Consider the following 20638-nt stretch of genomic DNA (forward strand, 5'->3'; position numbering starts at 1 on the left):
TTCCTGGTCATGCAGGTCGCCCGATGACGACCGTCCCACGCGCGATGCCGAAGACAAGCTGCCGCAGATAGCCTCCGATGGCACCGGCCAGCAGGGCAGCGAGCACTCGGCAGGCCTGCCGGGCACCCCGCGTGGCATGGTCGCGTAGCCACGGTGCCGTGGCCATTACCTGGGCACCCAACAGCAACACCAGGACATCCAGGCCGACGGCATCGATGACCGGCAGCAGCGGCAGCAACTGCGGGTTGCAGGCCACGATGACGGCGGCCACCGTCGTAACCGCGAACAGGACGCGGCGGCCAGTTGGCGTGGCGCTGCAGCGCAGAAGGCGGGATATCAGGCTCATGGCGCGTGCTCCTTCATGGCGCGACGTCGCCAGCACGTTCGGCGATGGGGCGGACCTGCTGCACCAGCGTGAGCAGTGTCTTGCCGGGCTCTTCGATCATGACCTCATGGGCGGATTGCTCGAACCAGACCAGTTGCTTGCGGGGTGCCTGCACGGCCTGGAACCACTCTGCAGCCAGCGCCGACGAGACATTGTGGTCGTGACGTCCCAGGAACAGGAACAGCGGCGTATCGAGCGAGCGGACCGTCGTCATGTCCAGCGTCAGCACGTCGGCCAGCAGGTGTTGCGTCGAGAAGTCGTTACCTTTCCATACCCCGGCAACGTCAAGGTCGGTGTACTCGGGCGAGAGGCTTATCGCTGCCGCTTCGGCATCGCCGCCTTTGCGGTTGTGCACCATGCCGCCATAGTGGTTCAGCCATTTTCGCTGTTTGAACAGGCTGTCGAGCGGAACCGGTGCGCTGCCCTGTGCGTAGGGGGCAAGCGCTTCCAGCTCGGCGATGGCCTGTGCGTTGCCGTCGCGCCGGGCCTGCTGCAGCGTCCATGACCAGCCGCGGCGCTCGCTCTCGGGCGCGTTCGAAACCTGCCCCATGCCGATATAGGCATGCAGCCATTCCGGTCGGCGTTGTGCCAGTTCAAGCCCGAGATAACTGCCCCAGGAGTGGCCAAGCACGAAGATCTTCTCTTTCTCGAATTCCCTGCGCAGCCACGCCACCATTTCCTCGGTATCGGCGACCATGCGCTCGCGGGTCATGGTGGGTGCCACCGTGTGCGGATCATTGGCAGAATAGGTTTTTCCCGCGCCGCGCTGGTCCCATTGCACCACGGTGAAATACTCTTCCCAGCCCCGCTGGAAGTACCAGCTGGTCGGCATCGCGACCCAGCCCGGTCCGCCGTGCAGCATCAGCAGCACCGGGTTCCGGCGGTCGTTGCCACGTATGGATACCCATTGGTCGATGCCGCCGATACGGACCTTCTCGAGCCGCTCGATGCCATTGTCGGCCACCACCCGGCGCATCTCCGCCACGATCGCGGTGGCCTCGGTGCGATTGTGCGGCGCAGGAACTGCCGCTGCCGACACGGATGCGGGGATGCAAGCCAAACCTGCAACGGCAATGGATATAAACCCGAGAAGCGGCGTTTTCATCAGTCTCCTTTACCGGACAGGGCGGTCGACGCTGATTGTGGCATGCTCCGCGGCAAGGGGCGCCACGCTTGCCCGGCCTGCAGATCCTGCTGCAGGCGCATCGCCGGATGCAGAAGACTACTGAAGAATGAAGGATCGGGTGAGAATGAAACTGGCCAGATTTGCTTTGGTGACATGCTTCCTGTTGCCCCTCGGTGTTGCTGCCGGGGCCGCCTCCGGCAACGAGGCCAAAGATGCATTCGATATGTGGCTGGCCGCGCACAATTCTGCTGAGCGCAGCCAGTTCGAAGCATTCAATACCAGGTACCACCTCACCCAGGACGTCCAGGATGACCTGGATATCCGCGAGTCCATTGGCAGCCTGCAGGTGGCCGAGGTCAGGCGCAGCGCGCCGACGGACACGCAGGTGTTGCTTGTGTCGGAGTGGGGCAGGGCCATCCTGGCAACCTTCGAGATGGTTCCCGGTTCCCCCTTGAAGGTGAAGCGGCAGCTGGAAGGCGCGCCGATGCCCGAAGCATTCAAGCCCCGGCCCATGGCGCTGGACGCGCTGGCCGAAGAAGCTAGGCGACGGCTGGACGTGCTGTTGGCCGACGACAAGGTGGCGGGGAGCTTCCTGCTGGCACGCAATGGCCAACCGCTGTTCGAATGGCATGGCGGGCTGGCCGACCGTGAGGCATCGGTTGCTGTCTCGCCGACGACGCAGTTCCGGTTTGCCTCGCTTGGCAAGATGTTCACCGCCGTTGCCATCCTGCAGCTTGTTGACGGAGGCAAGGTGTCACTGGATAAACCCCTGTCGACGTACCTGCCGGACTACCCCAACCGTGCCGTGGCCGATGCGGTCACCGTGCGCCAGCTGTTGAACCACACCGGCGGCACCGGGGAGATATTCGGCGAGGGGTTCAACCGGATATCGGGCACGCTCAGGACGCACCGGGATTACTGGGGAGCCTTTTCTGCCAGGCCACTGGAGTTCGAGCCGGGTTCACAGGATGCCTATTCGAACTACGGTTACATCCTGCTGGGCTCGGTCATCGAGGCGGTCAGCGGCACCAGTTATTACGACTACGTAGAGCAGCATGTCTATCGCCCCGCGGGCATGTCTTCGACCGGGGCGGAGCCGGAGTCTGAAGCCGTGCCCCGGCGCGCGCATGCCTACACCCGCACCGATGGACGATGGACGAGGGAAACGGAATCGCTGCCCTGGCGCGGCACGGCAGCCGGTGGCGGATACACCACCACGGGCGATCTGATGCGGTTTGCGACCGCATTGAATAACGGCACGTTGCTGTCCGCCAGGTCCCTTGAGGCGGCCACCCGCGCGCAGAACAACAAGGCCTGGTACGGCTATGGATTCATGGTAAGTGGCGAGGGTGGGCAGCGGCAGTTCGGCCATGAGGGTGGGGCGCCGGGGGCGAATGCGATCCTGAATGTGAAACCTGCCGCCGGCTATGTCGTGATCGGACTGAGCAACGTCGACCCGGCCGCAATGGAAAACACCGTGAACTACGTGACCCAACGCTTGCCTTGAGGTGGCGCGTCCAGCGCATGGACCTGGGCGAAAGCGCGCCACTCGCAACAAAAGCTATGCAATGAATGTCGGGGAATGCGCTTTTTCAGGCGTTCTAATTCTGCAGACTGCGCTGGTTGATGAGGGAAAACCATGCGCAGCAAGCTTTTCGTACCCGGTGCCCGTCCGGAGTTGTTCCACAAGGCCATGGCCAGCGAGGCCGACGCGCTGTCGTTTGACCTGGAAGATTCGGTTCCCGAAGCCGGCAAGGACCAGGCCCGCCGCCACGTGGGGGACTTCCTGCAGCGTCCGCAGGCCGGCGCCAGCGCAAAGATGCTGATCGTGCGGACCAATGCCACCGACAGCCCGCACTTCGAGGCGGACCTCGCTGCCGTGGCGCTGCCCGCCGTTGCACTGCTGAACATCCCGAAGATCGAATCGGTGCCGCAGTTGCTGAAAGTCATTGCGCGGCTGGAACAGAGCGAACGTGACAATGCCGTGCAGCGTCCGATCGGCCTGTTGATCAATATCGAGACCCCCAGGGGCCTGCGCATCGCGGCCGAACTGGCCGTGGCGACGCCGCGCGTGGTCGGCCTCCAGCTGGGGCTGGGCGATCTGTTCGCGCCCAATGGCATCAGCCGCGAGCCGGTGAACGTGCATGCCACCCTGTTCGCGTTGAGGATGGCCGCCGCCGAGGCCGGGGTGTTCGCCTGTGACGGCGCTTATCCTGACGTGGCCGATCTCGATGGCTTCCGCGCCGAGGCAATGCTGGCGCAGCAACTGGGATTCATCGGCAAGAGTTGCATCCATCCGCGCCAGGTCGGCATTGCCAATGCCACCTTCAGCGTATCGGCGGACATGGTCGAGGAGGCACGTCGGATCGTGGCCGCGTCTGCTGAAGCCGCCACACGGCGTCATGGCGCTTTCCTGTTCGAAGGACGGATGATCGATCTGCCATTCCTGCGCCGTGCCGAAGCCATCCTGGCTTCGGTCCGTGCTGCTGCGGACTGATCGCGGCATCCCGGACACCATGACTGCCTCCTTTCATCGCGTGACGGCCTGCATGGGCCCTCCCACGCTTTTCCCGGGTGACCCCATGCTCAAGCCTGCATCATTCGTCTTCGCCTCAACCGTGCTCCGGCATGTCGGACGCCAGTTCCGGCTGGTCGCCGCGCTCGTCCTGCTGGCGGCAAGTGGCACGGCCGCTGCTGACAGCCTGACCACGGTCAAGTCCGGCAGCCTGCCTATGCTGCCGGTACAGCTTGTGCCTGCGGGCCTGGTCAACGTAGAGGGGCGCACCGTTGCCTTCAGCAAACAGGACGCCTGGGCGCTGGCTGCCGACGGCACGGCGTGGGAGCCACTGGCCTACGCGTCGAACGACGGTGGCATGGTGCTGCAGGGAAGCGTGCACGCTGCCGGCCAGGCCTACCTGCTGGGCAGCAGGGAAGCCGCCACGGTGCTGCAGCCGGTGGGCGTGGAGGCGGCCACTCTTGTTGCCGGCGAGCCACTGCCATTGCCGGTCGTCCTGGATGCTGCCCACGCGGCGGCGCTCGGCGATGCACTGTACGTGGCCGGTAATGACGCCGCCGGCGTTACCCACCTGTACCGTCGCAGCGCGTCAGCGGCCGACGTTGCATGGCAGCGCCTGGCGGCCTGGCCGCAGGTCGGCGTTCCCCATGCGTTGCAGGCCCAGAAGGGCGCGCTGTACGCCGGTGTCGGCATCCCGGGGCAGGGTGACCAGCTGTGGCGCTGGACCCCGGACGACAACTGGCGGCAGGTGACATCGCCAGAAGGGCAGATCATTGCCGGCTCGATGCGCGCGTTGGGCCAGGCGCACCTGCTGATGTTGGTCAAGGACGCGCAAGGCCAGGTCCATGCCCGCACCTTCCATACCATTACCAGCGCCTGGGCCACGCTGGACGATACGCTGGCCAGCGATCCAGTAGCCGTTACCGCCTGGGGCAATGGCCTTGCATGGGCAAGCCCCGGCGCCGCAGGCACCCGGTTCCAGTACGCCGAAATGCAGGGCGGCAAGCACCTGCTGCGCTGGCTCGACTGGACGGTGATCGGCATCTACCTGCTGGCCATGCTCGGCATGGGCTTCTATTTCTACCTGCGCGACCGGAACTCCAATACCACCGCCGACTTCTTCGTCGGTGGCCGTTCGATCCCCTTCTGGGCCGCCGGTATCAGCCTGTATGCAACCAATACCAGCTCGATCAGCTTCATCGCCATCCCGGCCAAGGCCTTCGACACCAACTGGCAATACATGACCAACAACCTGATCGCGGTGACAGGGCTGATGTTCGTGGCCATCTGGATCGTGCCGTTGCTGCGCCGCTTGGATCTGATGAGCGTGTTCTCCTATCTGGAAACCCGTTTCCATCCGGCCATCCGCATGCTGTCCAGTGCGCTGTGCATCGTGATGCAGATCGGCAGCCGCATGAGCGTGATCCTGTTCCTGCCGGCGCTGGCGATCTCCACCATCACCGGTGTCGACGTTGTCTGGTCGATCATGCTGATGGGGGTATTCACCATCATCTACTCCACCGCTGGTGGTTCCAAGGCCGTGATCTGGACCGACGTGGTCCAGGTAGTGGTGATGTTCGGCGGCGCCCTGTTCGCGATCGGCTTCATCTTCCTGCATGCCGGTGGCGACCTGCCGCAACTGCTCAGCGCCGCTGCGGCCGAAGACAAGACCCGGCTGTTCGATTTCAGCTTCGACCTGACCAAGGCCACGGTGTGGGGTTTCATCTTCCTGGTCGTATTCGACGTGGTACTTACCTTCCCCAAGGACCAGGTGTTGATGCAGCGGACCCTGTCCACCCGCTCGGACAAGGAGGCGGGCCGTTCGATCTGGACATTCGCGGCGATCATGATACCGGGCGGTTTCGTGTTCTATGGCATCGGTACCGCACTGTGGATGTACTACCGCAACAATCCGGAACGGTTGAACCCGTTGCTGCCCATCGATGCCACGTTCCCATTGTTCATTGCCGCCGAGTTGCCGGCGGGGGTCACCGGGCTGATCATCGCCGGCATCTTCGCTGCGGCCATGTCGACCCTGTCCAGCATCATCAATTCCATCTCCACGCTGGTCTCGGTGGATTTCTACCAGAAGCTGGTCAAGGATCCGAACGACAAGACCGCCGTGCGCATCGCCGAATGGTCCGGTGTCGGGGTGGGTTTCATCGGCATCGGGATCGCGCTGTTGATGAGCCGCTATGACATCCATTCGCTGTTCGATGTCTCCATTGAACTGGCTGGCCTGCTCGGTGGCGGCTTTGCAGGCGCGTACACGCTGGGCATGTTCACCCGTCGCGCCAATGCGCCGGGCGTGGCCATCGGCGTGGCCGGCTCGATCCTGGTCACCTTGGCCTGCTGGACCATGGACCTGGTGCACCCCTATTTCTACCTGGCCATATCGATCCTGCTGTGCATCGTGATCGGCTACGTGGCGAGTTTGTTCTTCCCGGCTCCGGCGCAGTCGCTCAAGGGCCTGACCATTTACCGCGATACCCCTGCAGAGGCAGCCAGCGCATGACGGCCGCCGATGTGGGCCGCGTGCCGATTGGATCGCATTGCGCTGGTGGCTGGTGTAGCGTGCTGGCGGGCTGAGAGGGCAATCCGTGGAAACCCAGTTTCTCAATACATTCGTAACGGTCGTGGATCGCGGCTCGATGGCTGCGGCCGCGCGTTCCCTGCACATCACGCCTGCTGCCGTGGCGCAGCAGATCCGTACGCTGGAGCGCGAGTTGGGCGCGCCGCTGATCGCCCGCTCCGGGCGGACGGTCAGTGTCACCGAAGACGGCGCGCGCATCCTGCAACGGGCGCGTGACCTGCTGCGCAGCGTGGCCGACCTGCGCAGCGTGGCCAACGAGAACGACCTTGCCGGCGAGCTGCGGTTGGGCGCCTGTCCTACCGCGCTGGCGGGACTGCTGCCGGACATCCTGTCGCGGATGGTGGCGACCTTTCCGCAGATAAACGTTTTCATCAAGCCGGGTTATTCGGCTGATCTGTATCGTGCGGTGGAAGCCGGCGATCTGGACGCCGCGATGGTCCTGCAGGCGCCGTTCGCCCTGCCCAAGACCTGCAACTGGCAGTTGCTGAGGGAAGAGCCGCTGGTGGTGCTGGCACCCGCCCATATGGTTGGCTGCGATCCGCATGCATTGCTGCGCGAACAGCCGTTGATTCGATATGACCGCCACGAGTGGGGCGGTCGCCAGGCAGACGAATATCTGCGCCTGGCCGGGATCGTGCCGCGCGAGCGCTTCGAACTGAACGCTCTCAATGCCATCGCGGTGATGGTCGACCGCGGGCTTGGCGTTTCGCTGGTGCCGGACTGGGCCAAGCCTTGGCCGGAAGGCCTGAACGTGGTGCGCATTCCTTTGCCGCAGCGCAGCGAACCGCGCCGTATCGGCATGGTGTGGTCGCGTTCGTCCGTCCGTATCCGCCTGGTGAGTGTCCTGCTCGAAGAAGGTCGTGTCGTCCTGAGCGAGCGGCAGCGCTGAAAGCAGGGGCCTGGCGGGGCTTGCTGGGCTGACCGAAACAAATACTAGTCATTGAACATACGAAACCGCGCTTCTATCGCCACGGAGCCACGCCTAGGCTCTCGCCTCATTCCCGGACAGTACGTGGACGCCCGCAAGGCAGGCCACGGACCGGATGAAGAGAACGGGAGCCCAGTGCTCTTATCGGTGGCGACGGCTCCCCGGCCGGCTGTCCCGCATTTCCATATCGGGGGGAGAGACGAATGATCAAGCCACTTTCTGCGGCCATCAGCGCAGCACTGTTCGCCAGCGCCATCAATCCGGCGTTGGCCCAGGACACCACCGCCGCCACCGATCTGGACCAGGTGATCGTCACCGGCAGCCGCACCCCTGTCGCGATCGACAAAGTCCCCGGAGCAGTCACCCTGGTGAACCAGGAGCAGGTGCAGCGCACTCTCAACCTCACCGAAGATGCCACCGCGGTGCTGGCGCGCATGGTGCCGGGCTATTCCGAGTCTTCGCAGGCGATGAGCAACAGCGGTGAAACGCTGCGCGGCCGTGTCGCACTGCGCCTGTTCGATGGCGTGCCGCAGGGCTCGCCGTTGCGCGAAGGCAGCCGCAACGGCACGTTCACCGATATGGGGGTGATCGGCCGGATCGAAGTCATCAACGGCCCGTCGGCTGCCGAAGGCATTGGTGGCGCCGGTGGCGTCATCAACTATCTGTCCAAGGACCCGCAGGTGGAAGGCCACGAGACCACCGTGACCACCCGCTACAGCAGCCAGTTCAAGGACGACAGCGCACAGTCGAAGATCGGCATCACCCACGCCTACAAGGGCGATTCGGCCGATTTTCTGGTCAGTGGCGCCTATATCGACCGTGGCATCGCCTATGACGGCGATGGCCGCCGCGTGGGCCTGAATACCTCCGGCTCGCTTTCCGATTCGTACAGCAAGAACCTGTTCCTGAAGGGTGGCTACAACTTCGGCGAAGGGCAGATGCAGCGCATCCAGGCCAGCTACAGCAATTTCCATATCGGCGGAAAGCACAATTACATCCCGGTCGAAGGCTGTCGCTTCGATCCCGTCGAGTGCCCGGTGCCCAGCACCAATACCGCCGAGAAGGGATCCATCGCCGGTGCACTGGCTGAGTTCAATGATTTCGAGCAGGCCGCAGTCAAGTACACCAATGCCGATTTCTTCGGTGGCGACCTGAGCGTGGATGCCTACTGGGCAAAGCAGGCGATGCGCTATGTGCCCGAGAACGGCGCCGACCGCCAGTTGGTGAAGCCACCGCCGGCCGACGCCGACCTCATCTGGGATCAGTCGGAGATCAATTCCGAGAAGAAGGGGCTGCGTTTTGGCTACGCCTACAACGATCTGTTCAAGGTCGAAGGCCTGCGCCTGCGCGCTGGCCTGGACCTGGTGGAGGACACGGCCGACCAGCGCCTGGCATTGACCAACCGCGTGTGGGTTCCACCGATGAAGTACACCAGCATCGCCCCCTATGCCCAGCTGAGCTGGGACATCGGGCCGGTGACGCTGGATGCCGGCATCCGTCGCGAAGACGGCGAACTGGAGATCGACAGCTATACCACCACCGCCTACCGGGATTTCACCCCGGTGCAGGGCGGCAAGATGGACTACAACGCCAACATGCCCAACTTCGGTGCGATCTGGCGCATCAGCGATGAATGGTCGGTGTTCGCTTCGTACTCGGAAGGATTCGGCATCGCAAACGTCGGCATCCCGTTGCGCAACATCCAGGCCAACAGCCCGTGCAAGGCCGTTTCCTGCATCGCCGACCTGCAGCCGCTGATCACCGAGAACAAGGAGATCGGCTTCAATTGGCGGGGCGCCAGGGGCCAGCTGGGTGTGTCGGCATACCGCTCGACCTCCGATTTTGGTTCCAGCCTGACCATCGACAAAGCCACCGAAGACTTCATCCTTACCCGTGCCCCGGTGGAGATCGAAGGCATCGAACTCAACAGTGCCTGGACCTTCAATGATCATTGGAAGGCCACCTTCCTGTACTCGCGCATCCGTGGCCAGACGCAATACTACGAAGGGTCCGGCCTCAGCAAGGAGATGGGCATCCTCGACATCTCGCCGGACAAGGTGAACGCCTCGCTGACCTGGACCCCGAACGAGCGCTTCGACGCCACGCTGGGCGTGAGCAGGACCTTCAGCCGCGACCTGCGCGAGACGTTCGTCAATCCAGCCAACGGCGACGTGTATCTCAACGAAGAGGACACCTACGGTTACGCGTTGTGGGATCTCAGCATGAACTACGACACCGGCCGTTACGGCCAGCTGTCGCTGGGCATCGAGAACGTGTTCGACAAGCAGTACGTGCTGACCTGGTCGCAGCTGCCGGGCTGGCAGAACTACTTCGCCGGCCGCGGCCGGATGGTTTCGCTGACCCACACGTTCAAGTTCTGATCGTTGCAACGGAGGAGCGGCGCTGCAGGCTTGCCACGGCGCCGTTTCCCCGTTTCTGGCTTACCCTGACGCGACGAGGCTGTCGCGCTGGATACACAGGAGAGCGGATGTACAGGTTCCAAGGTGGGCAGGCCGGTACCTGCCCACGCCGGAGACGCCGGTTCGGTGCGGGCGTGCTGTTGATGCTGGTGTGCGGCAGCGCGGTGGCGTGCGCCCCTGCGGAACCTGCGGCTTCGCCTTGCCTGCCGAAGGTGGACCGCTTTCTTCGCGAGGCGACCGGCGCGCAGGGCTATGCCGGCGCGGTAGCGCTGGTGATGCATGAAGGGCAGGTCGTGCATGCCGCCGGTTACGGTTGGCAGGACCTGGCACACACCCGGCCAATGCAGCGCGACAGCATCTTCCGCATCTATTCGATGACCAAGACCGTTGCCTCGGTGGCGGCGCTGATGTTGATGGACGAGGGCAAGCTGGACTTGGATGATCCGGTGGCGCGCCACCTGCCGGAGTTTTCCCGGCTGCAGTTGTTCGTCGGCGGCAGTGCCGACGCGCCGCAGCTGCGCCCGGTGGCCAATACGCTGACGGTACGCCACCTGTTCACCCATACATCCGGTTTTGCTGCCGGCGGCGAAGGCTTCGAGGCCGCCACGCAGCTGCTGGACCGGCAGCATGTACGCGATGCCGCCACGCTGGCCGATTACAGCGTGCGGTTGGCCAGGGTGCCGCTGGCGTCCGAACCGGGCACGCGCTTCCGTTATGACAGTACGTCCGCCGAAGTGCTGTCGCGGCTGGTGGAAGTGGCCAGTGGCATGCCGTTCGAGACGTTCCTGCAGCAACGCATCTTCACCCCACTGGACATGCGCGACACCGGATTCGAGGTGCCTGGGCCACAGCGCGGACGCGTCGCCGACCTGGCCACCATGGATGCCCAAGGTGACCTGGTGCTGGCCGATGAGGCGCATGCGCGCCATCCCGGCATCGCCTTGCGGCCTTATCGCAGTGGTGCGGGCGGGCTGTACTCCAGTGCCGCGGACTATGCCCGGTTTGCCCAGATGCTGCTCGACGGTGGCGAGTACCATGGCATGCACCTGCTCAAGCCAGGCACCGTCGCGTTGATGATGCGCAACCAGCTGGTGCATACCGCACTGCCCCGCCCGGTCACCGAATTCAGTGATGCCGAGGGCTTCGGCCTGGGCGGATCGGTATTGCTGGATCCGGCAGGGAAGGGGCGGACCGCATCGGCAGGGGCCTTCGGCTGGTCCGGCGCCGCTTCGACCTATTACACGATCGACCCGGCCAGGAAGGTGGTGGCGATCCTGATGCTGCAGTATCTCCCCGGTGGAAAGGACGACCTGCCACGCGTCAGCACCCCGTTCTACAACCTGGTAGATGAGGCGATGGAACCATGACCGATGCAGTCCGCCCCATGGTGCTTGTTGCCGGCTCGGCCAATCTTGATTTCGTGGTGCGTGCCGCGCACGTTCCGGCTCCAGGTGAAACGGTGCTGGGGCGTGACTTCAGCACGTTCCCGGGTGGCAAGGGGGCCAACCAGGCGGTCGCCTGCGCCCGCGCAGGCGGTGCGCAGACGCAGATGCTGCTGGCATTGGGCCAGGACGAAGCTGCCAGGCCGATCGAGGCATCGTTGCGTGATGCCGGCGTGGTGCTGCACGTCATGCGCGATGCCGCGTTGCCAACCGGCACCGCCTTCATCTGCCTGTCCGACAGCGCCGAGAACGCGATTACCGTGGCCCCTGGTGCCAACATGGCACTGCGTGGTGAACACCTTCCTGCGCTGGACGGCATTGGATGGCTGTTGCTGCAGCTGGAAACGCCGATGGCCAGCGTGCTGGCACACGCGCGCGCTGCACGGGCAGCCGGGGTCAAGGTCGCGCTCAATGCCGCGCCGGCACGAGCACTGTCCGGCGAGCTGTTGTCCCTGCTGGACGTGCTGATCGTCAACGAAGGCGAGCTGCAGGTCGTAGCGGACAACCCACCGGACCTGGCGACCGGCCTGGCGCGGCTGCCGGTGCCGTGCGTGATCGTGACGCTGGGTGCACGTGGCAGCCTGGCGCGCATGGCTGGACAGATCCGGGTGCAGCCTGCATTCGGCGTCGAGCCACTGGATACCACTGCAGCCGGCGATACGTTCTGCGGCGTGCTGGTCGCCGCGTTCGCCCACGGCGCATCCGTGGTGGAGGCGCTGCGCCAGGCCAGCGCTGCTTCGGCACTGGCCTGCACCCGGTTGGGTGCGCAGTCGAGCATTCCCACCCTGGCCGAGGTCGAGGCGCTGCTGTCGGACACCTCGCGAACGCCTGATGCCGACGCCCATGCCGCGCTTGCGGCATGGTGCGCGCCGTGATGCTTCTCCTTTCCATTACCTGCTGGATGTTCCGTTCATGACCACGCCTTATCGAACCCCCGACTACGACAACGAGGCAGCTGACCATGGGCGCGAGGCGGTCAATACCGAGTACAAGTTCTCGCATGTAACCACCGGCCGCTACCTGCCGACGCCAGGCAAGGCACCGGCGTGGCCGTTCGCCGATATCGGCAGCTGGATGATCGATGCCAACGGCAGCGCCGCTGACTGGCTGACCGAACTGAAGGATTGGCGCCGCGAGCACCTGGTCCGCATCGGCTATACCGACGTGAACTATCGCCGGCCGGAACTGCAGTGGGCGCAACGCAACTTCGTGCATGCGCAGATGATGGTCGAGGATCGTTATTTCTTCGATGTCGATACCGCACGGTACACGGTGGACAAGTACCTGGATGATCTGGTCGCGCGCTTCGGCGGCCTGGATTCGGTGCTGATCTGGTACATCTACCCGAACATCGGCATCGATGACCGCAACCAGTTCGATCTCGCCCACACCCTGCCCGGGGGGCTGGAAGGCCTGAAGGCGGCAGTGCAGGCATTCCAGGCGCGTGGGGTGCGGGTGTTCCTGCCGGCCAAACCATGGGACCACGGTACCCGTGACCCGGGCGTCAGCCATTGGGATGGACTGGCTGGAATCATCAAGGCAACCGGTGCCGATGGCATCAACGGCGACACCTTCAACGGCGTGCCGCGCGCGTTCTTCGATGCCTGCGATGCACTGGGAAATCCGGTGGTGGTGCAGCCGGAGTCGACCATCAGTTCGGAAGAACAATTGATCTGGAACGTGCAGAGCTGGGGCAAGAAGGCCCCGGATGGCCCGGTGCCGCCGGTATCCAAGTGGAAGTGGCTTGAGCCGCGCCACATGGTCAATTATGAGAACCGTTGGGGCCGCAACCGCAACCACGATCTGCAGTATTGCTTCTTCAACGGCATCGGCTACAACGCCTGGGAGAACATCTGGGGCATCTGGAACGCATTCACCGCCCGCGATGGCGAGACACTGCGCCGCATGGCGGCGATCTACCGGCAGTTCCCGCAACTGATCGTGGCGATGGACTGGGAGCCGTACCAGGTCTGCTACCAGGGCGGGATCTTCGCCAGCAGGTTCCCGGTGGACGGGGTGTGCCTGCATACCTTGATCAACCGCAACGAATACGCGGTGGACGGCGAGCAGATCGGCCTTGCGCATGTCGACGGCACCCGTTACTACGATGTGTGGCACGGCGTTGAGCTGTCGCCGGTGGTGCGCCACGGCGTGGCCGTGATCGAGCTGCCGATGGAGGCGCGTGGCTTCGGTGCGGTGCTGAGCGTACAGCCGGGTGCATCGGTGGAAGGCCTGGATGCTTTCCTGGCGCACGCGGCCAAGCGCGCCGAACAGCCGCTCAACAGCTATCCGGCTGCCTGGAAGGCCATGGCGCAGCAGTTGCGCGAGATCCCTGCCACGCCGCCGCAGCCGATCGCACCGCACGGGATGGTCACCATTCCGGCGGGGGACTTCGTGTTCGCCGTGGGCGGGGTGGAAATAGAAGGCTTCAACTGGGCTGGCCAGGACGTGCAGTTTCCGTGGGAGGACTGCCCGCGTCGCCACCACCGCAAGCTGATGCAGATGGCCTCGTTCCATATCGACCGCTACCCGGTGACCAACGCACAGTTCAAGCAGTTCGTCGATGCCACCGGTTATCACCCGGCCGACGACATCAACTTCCTTGCCCATTGGCGGGAGGGCGCGCCGCGTGCTGGCTGGGAAAACAAGCCGGTGGTGTGGGTGTCGCTGGAAGATGCACGTGCCTACGCCGCCTGGGCCGGCAAGCGCCTTCCGCACGAATGGGAATGGCAATACGCCGCACAGGGCCATGACGGCCGTACCTATCCCTGGGGCAATGACTGGGACGACGCCCGCGTGCCGCGTGTGAACCGTGGCCGCCGCGTGCTGGCACCGGCCGACGTGGATGCACATCCACAGGGGGCCAGTCCATTCGGCGTGGAGGACCTGGTCGGCAATGTCTGGCAGTGGACCGACGAGTTCATCGATGACCATACCCGCGCGGCGGTCCTGCGTGGTGGCTCCAGCTACCAGCCGCAGACCTCGCACTGGTATTTCCCCCAGGCCTACCGCCTGGACCAGCACGGCAAGTACCTGCTGATGGCACCCGCCAAGGACCGCAGCGGCATGCTCGGCTTCCGTTGCGTGGTGGACGCGGCATGAGCGCACCCATCACCTGTGGCCAGCAGCTGGTCACGCCATCGGCAGTGCAGCTCGATGGCCTGTTCGGGCAGATGCTGGCGGCCAACCGCAGCGGCCGCCTGAGCCATTTCATCGTCGATGAAGGCAGCCCGTCGATCACTATCTTCGGCCAGGCGCACAAGCAGAAAAACCAGGAAGGCGACTGGTATGGCGAACATGCCGGCAAGTGGTTGTCGGCCACCGCACGCGCCGTTGCGCAGGGCGGGCAGGCGCAACTGGAGGCCAACCTGCGGCGTGTCGCCGATTGGTTGCTCAGCCAGCAGGACGCCGATGGCTATCTGGGTACTTACGCCGCCGACCGCCGTTTCACCGTGCCGCAGCCGCCCCTGCCGGAGAGCTGGAACGGCGAACCGGCGCTGCGCACCTGGGATATCTGGACGCACAGCTACCTGATCCTGGGCTTCCTCGAAACCTGGCGCGCGCTGGGCGACGAAAGCTACCTGTACGCCGCGCGTCGCATCGCCGACCTGTGTTGGCAGGCACTGGAATCGGGCATCGACATCACCACGCTGGGCAACCACCACGGCATGTCGGCCACGGTGCTGCTGGATCCGGCCGCCGACCTGTACCTGGCCACTGGCGAACCACGCTACCTGGCACTGGCCGAGAAGATCCTGCAGCAGGCCAATGCGAACCCGCGCCTGGCGCTGCTCGACAAGGGCCTAGCCGGCGAGGACGCTGCCTTCATCGCCACCGGCAAGGCCTACCAGCTGTCCTGGAACCTGGTCGGCCTGGCCAAGCTGTACAAGGCTACCGGCAATCCCGACTATCGCCTGGCCGTCGACAACCTGTGGCGCAGCATCCGCGAGCACCACCTCACGCTGGGCGGCGGCCCGTCGGGTGGCGTTGCCCATCGTTCGCGCGAAGTGTTCAACGCGCCCCGTACGTTCTTCCCGCAGGCCTACGTGGAAACCTGCTCGGTACTGGCGTGGATGCAGCTCAACCGCGAACTGCTGGCCATCACCGGCCACGCGCGCCATGCCGCCGAGCTGGAACGCACGGCCTACAATGACCTGCTGGCGGCGATGGCACCCAACGGCGAGGACTGGTGCTACTACACCTTTCCCAACGGGAAGCGGGTGCATACCACCTACTGGCGCTGCTGCAAATCCAGCGGCGCGATGGCGGTGGAAGAACTGCCGCAGATCGCATACGGCATTGCTGCCGACGGTGGGTTGCGGGTGAACCTGTACGGCCCGGGCAAGGCCGTGCTGGTGCACGCCGACGCCGGCAAGGTCAGCCTGGAACAGCGCACCCGCTATCCGTTCGATGGCACCATCGATATCGACGTGCGGCCCGAGCACGGCGCCGTCTTCAGCATCGGCCTGCGCATTCCCGATTGGGCCGAGGACGCACGCATCGCGATCAATGGCGAATTCCAGCCCGTCGAAGCAGGGGACGATGGTTTCGTGCAGCTGCGGCGCTGCTGGCAGGCCGGCGACAGCATCCGTGTGGGCCTGCCGATGCAGCCGCGGTTGCACCGTGCCGCCAACATCAATGTGCAGGAATCGCGCGCGCCGGATGGTTCGCCGGTGGCACAGGAAGTGCTGCGCTGGGAATATGTCGGCCTGAGCCTGGGCCCGTTGGTGTATGCCACCCGCCTGGTCGATGGCTACAAGACCGACGAAACCCTGCGCCTGCCGGATGCGCCGCCGTCGCAATGGCTGCAGGTGGGGGAGGACGGCGGGGAGGGGCCGGTGGTCACGATGCAGTTGCAGTACCGCGCGCCGCTGCAGTTCGAGCCCTACTACCGTTGCGGCGGCCGCGAAGATGGAAGCTGGCGGCTGAGCTGGCTGTCGCTGGCACCGGCGTGCCCGGGTCCGGGGGACCACCGGTGATCCTGCCGTTGCTGGTGATACCGGCGCAGCGTGTTTTTTGTCCACGCTGAAAATACCCCCGCGACCTGTTTCCTGCTGATCGCTGGGAGGAAACTGCCACCAAGGTATCGAGTGCACTGACCATGACCGGAAGCAACAGCCCCTCTCCCTTTGCCATCGCCCGCCGCGAGGGCCCGACCGGACCGTTGAGCGGCATCCGGGTGCTGGACCTGAGTGCCTATATCGCCGGTCCCTACGGCTGCACGTTGTTGGCCGACCAGGGCGCCGAAGTGATCAAGGTGGAGCCCCCTGTCGGCGACAACCTGCGCCGGTATCCCTCGACGCTGGAACCGGAAAGCCGGGCGTTCCTCGGGGTGAACCGCTCCAAGCGTGGCGTCGTGCTGGACCTCAAGCAGCCGGACCAACGCGCGGTGCTCATGCGCCTGGTGCGTGAGGCCGACGTGCTGGTGCATAACTTCCGGCCCAATGTACCGGTGCGCCTGGGCATTGATTTCGAGAGCCTGCACAAGATCAATCCGCGGCTGGTGTACTGCTCGGTTACCGGCTACGGGGAGCAGGGCCCCTTGAAGGACAAGGCCGGCTATGACCAGGTGCTGCAGACCATGACCGGCATGTGTGCCATGCAGGGCAAGGCCGGGGGGGCGCCGGAAATCCTGTATGGCTCGGTGGTGGACTACTACGCCGCCGCGCTGGTGGCCGCTGGTGTGTCTTCGGCGCTGTATGAGCGCGAACGCAGTGGCGAGGGACAGTTCGTGGGCGTGTCGCTGCTGCGCAGCGCACTGACCATGCAATCGGCGCGGATGATCTGGGCCGAAGGCGAACCCGCTGCGGTGGGGCGTGACATGCGCTCCGGTGGCGTCACCGGCATCCATCCTACTGCTGAAGGCCATCTGTACATATCGGCCAACACGGCACGCTTCTGGCAGGCGTTGTGCGAACGCACCGGCCTGCCACAGCTGGCGACCGACCCGCGCTATGACAGCGTACGCAAGCGCGCCGTGCAGGCAGCCGAACTGCTGCCACAGCTGCATGCCGCGCTGGCCACGCGCACCGCGCTGGAATGGGAAGCCCTGTTCGGCGAGGAGGTGCCATGCGCCGCCGCACGCAAGGTGGAAGACATGTTCGATCATCCGCAGGTGCTGGCCGAAGACATGGTTGCCTCGCTGGAACACCCGCTGCTGGGCAGCTACCGGGGCATTACCCGCCCGATCGTGTTCGGCCGCACCCCGGGGCCGCAACCGTTCGCCGCACCCGCGCTGGACCAGGACACCGCGGCGGTCAACGCGCTGGCTGAGGCGCCGTCCGAAGGGTGACTCCACCCGGGAGTGGCAGCCAGCGTCCGAACAGCCACTCAAAGCCTGGTATGACGAAGCCAAGCATGCCGCTTGGCTCACACCGCAGGACATTCGTGGTCACTACGCAAGCGCGAGATTTGTCGGCAGGAACCGCATGGTGTTCAATATCAAGGGCAACGATTACCGGCTGATCGTTGCGCTGGCTTATCGGTTTCAATCCGTATACATCAAGTTTGTCGGTACGCATGCCGAGTACGACAAGATCGATGCTGTCATCGTGGGAGCCCCATGAATATCCACCCCGTGCGAAATGAACAGGAATATCTCGCTGCGCTCGCTGAACTGTCGGCGTACTTCGAACGCGAGCCTGAGCCCGGAACGGAGGAAGGAGATCGGTTCGACGTGCTTGCGACGCTTGTCGAGGCCTATGAGGCAAAGCGGTACCCGATCGATGCACCGGCCGAAAGCCTGATCGGCGCCTGAGCCTGCTGGCTTGGTAGGCTGTACCCATGTCGTCCGGACAGGCTGTCTCCATGAAGATCGCGGTTTACAGTGCGCGCCCTTACGATCGTCGCTCCCTCGACGCGGCCAGCCAGCGCGATGGCGCGGGGCAGGGGGCCGAGTTCGTCTACTTCGATGCAGCACTGGATGACCACACCGCGGCGCTGGCGCAGGATTGCGAGGCAGTCTGCGTGTTCGTCAACGACCGGCTGGATGCCGGGGTGCTGCAGGCGTTGCATGCCTTGGGTGTCCGGGCGGTCCTGCTGCGCTGCGCCGGCTTCAACAACGTCGACCTGGCGGCGGCCGGACGGCTGGGCCTGTTCGTAGCGCGCGTGCCTGCCTATTCGCCCGAAGCGGTGGCCGAACACACGCTGGCACTGGTCATGACCCTCAACCGGCAGACGCACCGGGCCTACAACCGCGTCCGCGAGGGCAATTTCATGCTCGACGGCCTGCTCGGCCGCACCCTGCATGGCAAGACCGTCGGTATCGTCGGCACCGGGAAGATCGGCCTGGCGACGGCGCGCATCTTCCATGGCATGGGCTGCACGGTGCTGGGCCATGATCCGTTTCCCTCGCCTGCGCTCCACGCGCTCGGGACGGCTGTCACGCTGGAAGCCTTGCTCGCACATTCGGATATCGTGTCGCTGCATTGCCCGCTGACCGAACAGAGCCGGCACATGATCGATGAGGCGTCGCTGTCATTGATGAAGCCCGGGGCGATGCTGGTGAATACCTCGCGCGGCGCACTGGTGGATACCGACGCGGTGATCCACGCGCTGAAGTCACGCCAGCTCGGCCAGCTGGCCATCGATGTCTATGAACAGGAAAACGCGTTGTTCTTCCAGGATCGGTCCAGCGAGATCATCGACGACGACGTATTCCAGCGCCTGATGACCTTTCCCAACGTGCTGGTAACCGGGCACCAGGGCTTCTTCACTGCCGAAGCGCTGCAGGAAATCGCCGAGACCACGCTGGACAACCTGGCCCACTTCGCCGCCGGAACGGCCTGTCCCAACCGCATTTCCGCTAACTGAGGAGGGGCTGCCGGCCTTGGCGGGCCTGGCCAAGGGGCGTTGCACGGCCGACGGTGAGCGGGTAGGGTGCCGGGGCCGGGACTGGTGGTGGCTGTGCCCGTGCCCGGCCCAGCGCAGGAAAGTGCGCAATATCGCGGCAACTGCGACGCTGCGACAACGTGTCGCAGGCCAAAAACGCCGGAAACTGCGTCAGATCAATGTCAATGCCTTTCTTAAATGGTCGGTGACGGCCTAAAATTGGAAGGCTGACTCCTCCCCCGTATTCCCAACCTGTCCCACAAGACCGGTCGGGCCGGCTTTTGGCCGGACAGGGCAGGGCGGGGCGGCATTCCCTCGCAATTGGATCGACCGATGATTCCGTTGAAAACCCTTGGACGCTATTTGCGTCCGGGCCTGCTGTTGGCACTGGCGGTGTTCCTCACCGGCTGCAACACGGCCATCCTGAATCCGAAGGGCCAGATCGGCCACGACGAGAAAACGCTGCTGATCACGGCTGTCGTGCTCATGCTGCTGGTGGTCATTCCAGTGATCGTGATGACCTTGGCCTTCGCGTGGAAGTACCGCGCGTCCAACACCAAGGCCCGTTACGAACCGAACTGGTCGCATTCCACTGCGATCGAAGTCGTCGTCTGGTCGATCCCCTGCATGATCGTGCTGGTGCTGGCCGTGCTGACCTGGCGGTCCTCGCACGCGCTGGACCCCTACAAGCCGATTGAATCGGATGTGCCGCCGGTCACCATCGAGGCCATCTCGCTGGACTGGAAGTGGCTGTTCATCTATCCGGAAGAGAAGATCGCCACGGTCAACGAGATCAAGTTCCCGGTGAACACCCCGCTGAACTTCAAGCTGACCTCCGACACGGTGATGAATGCGTTCTTCATCCCGCACCTGGGCAGCATGATCTACTCGATGGCCGCGATGGAGACCAAGCTCCATCTGATCGCCAACGAGACCGGTGAATTCCCGGGCATGTCCTCGCATTACAGCGGCGCGGGCTTCGCCAAGATGCATTTCACCGCCTATTCGGTCACCGATGCGGAATACCGCCAGTGGCTGGACCAGGTGCGTGCCGGCCAGGACAGCCTGGACAAGGCCTCGTTCAACGCGCTGGGTGCGGACCGCAATGCCGATTGGCATCCGGTGACCTACTACGGCCAGGTCGAGGAAGGCCTGTTCGACTGGGTCGTCGCCAAGCACATGGGCAACAACCAGCACTACGGTATGAAGCATGCGCACACCGCGCCGGCCGATGCCGGGGACGCCGGTGCGCACGACGCGCATGGCAGCCACGCTGGCCATGATGCGCATGAGGGCCACGACGCTGCGGCGCCGGGCGAGCATGCCGGACACGCCGAACACACTGCAGACGAGCACGCCGCCGGCACCCATGCCGGTCACGCGGGCTCGGGAGAATGAA

General features: G+C 64.6%; 16 protein-coding genes. 14 read left to right on the forward strand and 2 right to left on the reverse strand.

Going from position 1 to position 20638, the window contains the following annotated elements; genetic code table 11:
- Positions 1–7 precede the first annotated feature (7 nt).
- On the reverse strand, positions 8–346 hold the full coding sequence (locus tag H4O11_RS00085; protein ID WP_182337393.1) for a hypothetical protein: 339 nt from the start codon (positions 344–346) through the stop codon (positions 8–10).
- A gap of 13 nt (positions 347–359) precedes the next feature.
- The gene (locus H4O11_RS00090) at positions 360–1490 is read right to left on the reverse strand and encodes an alpha/beta fold hydrolase (protein ID WP_182337394.1); all 1131 of its coding nucleotides are present in this window, start codon (positions 1488–1490) and stop codon (positions 360–362) included.
- Between the two features lie 145 nt (positions 1491–1635).
- On the opposite strand from H4O11_RS00090, the gene H4O11_RS00095 reads away from it, so the two are divergent.
- The 14 genes from H4O11_RS00095 (at position 1636) to cyoA (ending at position 20637) form a co-directional block, all read left to right on the forward strand.
- Entirely contained in the window at positions 1636–3018 is a 1383-nt protein-coding gene (locus H4O11_RS00095; RefSeq protein ID WP_182337395.1) for a serine hydrolase domain-containing protein, read from the forward strand.
- Positions 3019–3150: 132 nt separating this feature from the next.
- A complete protein-coding gene (locus tag H4O11_RS00100) occupies positions 3151–4008 on the forward strand; it encodes an HpcH/HpaI aldolase/citrate lyase family protein (protein WP_182337396.1) in 858 nt (285 codons plus the stop codon).
- An 85-nt stretch (positions 4009–4093) separates the two neighbouring features.
- A complete protein-coding gene (locus tag H4O11_RS00105) occupies positions 4094–6541 on the forward strand; it encodes a sodium:solute symporter family protein (protein WP_182337397.1) in 2448 nt (815 codons plus the stop codon).
- Positions 6542–6626: 85 nt separating this feature from the next.
- A complete protein-coding gene (locus H4O11_RS00110) occupies positions 6627–7508 on the forward strand; it encodes a LysR substrate-binding domain-containing protein (protein ID WP_182337398.1) in 882 nt (293 codons plus the stop codon).
- A gap of 242 nt (positions 7509–7750) precedes the next feature.
- Positions 7751–9928, forward strand: a complete 2178-nt coding sequence (locus tag H4O11_RS00115; protein ID WP_182337399.1) for a TonB-dependent receptor — start codon at positions 7751–7753, stop codon at positions 9926–9928.
- Between the two features lie 107 nt (positions 9929–10035).
- Positions 10036–11334 carry a serine hydrolase domain-containing protein gene (locus H4O11_RS00120; protein WP_182337400.1) on the forward strand — a complete coding sequence of 433 codons (1299 nt, stop codon included), beginning with the start codon at positions 10036–10038 and terminating at the stop codon, positions 11332–11334.
- The gene (locus H4O11_RS00125) at positions 11331–12284 is read left to right on the forward strand and encodes a ribokinase (RefSeq protein ID WP_182337401.1); all 954 of its coding nucleotides are present in this window, start codon (positions 11331–11333) and stop codon (positions 12282–12284) included. Before H4O11_RS00120 ends, H4O11_RS00125 begins: the two co-directional genes overlap by 4 nt.
- Positions 12253–14511 carry a formylglycine-generating enzyme family protein gene (locus tag H4O11_RS00130; RefSeq protein WP_246333194.1) on the forward strand — a complete coding sequence of 753 codons (2259 nt, stop codon included), beginning with the start codon at positions 12253–12255 and terminating at the stop codon, positions 14509–14511. The genes H4O11_RS00125 and H4O11_RS00130 overlap by 32 nt, the downstream gene beginning before the upstream one ends.
- Positions 14508–16388, forward strand: coding sequence for a glycoside hydrolase family 127 protein (locus H4O11_RS00135; RefSeq protein WP_182337402.1), 1881 nt, complete (start codon positions 14508–14510; stop codon positions 16386–16388). Before H4O11_RS00130 ends, H4O11_RS00135 begins: the two co-directional genes overlap by 4 nt.
- Positions 16389–16510: 122 nt before the next feature.
- Positions 16511–17701, forward strand: coding sequence for a CaiB/BaiF CoA transferase family protein (locus tag H4O11_RS00140; protein WP_182337403.1), 1191 nt, complete (start codon positions 16511–16513; stop codon positions 17699–17701).
- Positions 17679–17975, forward strand: coding sequence for a type II toxin-antitoxin system HigB family toxin (locus tag H4O11_RS00145; RefSeq protein WP_182338362.1), 297 nt, complete (start codon positions 17679–17681; stop codon positions 17973–17975). Before H4O11_RS00140 ends, H4O11_RS00145 begins: the two co-directional genes overlap by 23 nt.
- Positions 17972–18166 (forward strand): hypothetical protein, encoded by a 195-nt coding sequence (locus H4O11_RS00150; protein WP_182337404.1) that lies wholly within the window; start codon positions 17972–17974, stop codon positions 18164–18166. The genes H4O11_RS00145 and H4O11_RS00150 overlap by 4 nt, the downstream gene beginning before the upstream one ends.
- A gap of 50 nt (positions 18167–18216) precedes the next feature.
- Complete coding sequence (locus H4O11_RS00155) at positions 18217–19221, forward strand: 2-hydroxyacid dehydrogenase (RefSeq protein ID WP_182337405.1); 1005 nt, start codon at positions 18217–18219, stop codon at positions 19219–19221.
- 351 nt (positions 19222–19572) lie between these two features.
- Complete coding sequence (cyoA, locus tag H4O11_RS00160) at positions 19573–20637, forward strand: ubiquinol oxidase subunit II (protein ID WP_182337406.1); 1065 nt, start codon at positions 19573–19575, stop codon at positions 20635–20637.
- The last annotated feature ends 1 nt before the right edge of the window (position 20638 follow it).

Source organism: Stenotrophomonas tumulicola (genome assembly GCF_014117215.1).
Taxonomy (GTDB): Bacteria; Pseudomonadota; Gammaproteobacteria; order Xanthomonadales; family Xanthomonadaceae; genus Stenotrophomonas; species Stenotrophomonas tumulicola.

Bases quoted from the DNA above. Each gene is read 5' to 3' on its own strand.
- H4O11_RS00115 (WP_182337399.1), top strand. From the start codon at position 7,751: ATGATCAAGCCACTTTCTGCGGCCATCAGCGCAGCACTGTTCGCCAGC.
- H4O11_RS00125 (WP_182337401.1), top strand. From the start codon at position 11,331: ATGACCGATGCAGTCCGCCCCATGGTGCTTGTTGCCGGCTCGGCCAAT.
- H4O11_RS00135 (WP_182337402.1), top strand. From the start codon at position 14,508: ATGAGCGCACCCATCACCTGTGGCCAGCAGCTGGTCACGCCATCGGCA.
- H4O11_RS00090 (WP_182337394.1), bottom strand. From the start codon at position 1,490: ATGAAAACGCCGCTTCTCGGGTTTATATCCATTGCCGTTGCAGGTTTG.
- H4O11_RS00105 (WP_182337397.1), top strand. From the start codon at position 4,094: ATGCTCAAGCCTGCATCATTCGTCTTCGCCTCAACCGTGCTCCGGCAT.
- H4O11_RS00100 (WP_182337396.1), top strand. From the start codon at position 3,151: ATGCGCAGCAAGCTTTTCGTACCCGGTGCCCGTCCGGAGTTGTTCCAC.
- H4O11_RS00150 (WP_182337404.1), top strand. From the start codon at position 17,972: ATGAATATCCACCCCGTGCGAAATGAACAGGAATATCTCGCTGCGCTC.
- H4O11_RS00095 (WP_182337395.1), top strand. From the start codon at position 1,636: ATGAAACTGGCCAGATTTGCTTTGGTGACATGCTTCCTGTTGCCCCTC.
- H4O11_RS00085 (WP_182337393.1), bottom strand. From the start codon at position 346: ATGAGCCTGATATCCCGCCTTCTGCGCTGCAGCGCCACGCCAACTGGC.
- cyoA (WP_182337406.1), top strand. From the start codon at position 19,573: ATGATTCCGTTGAAAACCCTTGGACGCTATTTGCGTCCGGGCCTGCTG.
- H4O11_RS00140 (WP_182337403.1), top strand. From the start codon at position 16,511: ATGACCGGAAGCAACAGCCCCTCTCCCTTTGCCATCGCCCGCCGCGAG.
- H4O11_RS00130 (WP_246333194.1), top strand. From the start codon at position 12,253: ATGCCGCGCTTGCGGCATGGTGCGCGCCGTGATGCTTCTCCTTTCCAT.
- H4O11_RS00155 (WP_182337405.1), top strand. From the start codon at position 18,217: ATGAAGATCGCGGTTTACAGTGCGCGCCCTTACGATCGTCGCTCCCTC.
- H4O11_RS00120 (WP_182337400.1), top strand. From the start codon at position 10,036: ATGTACAGGTTCCAAGGTGGGCAGGCCGGTACCTGCCCACGCCGGAGA.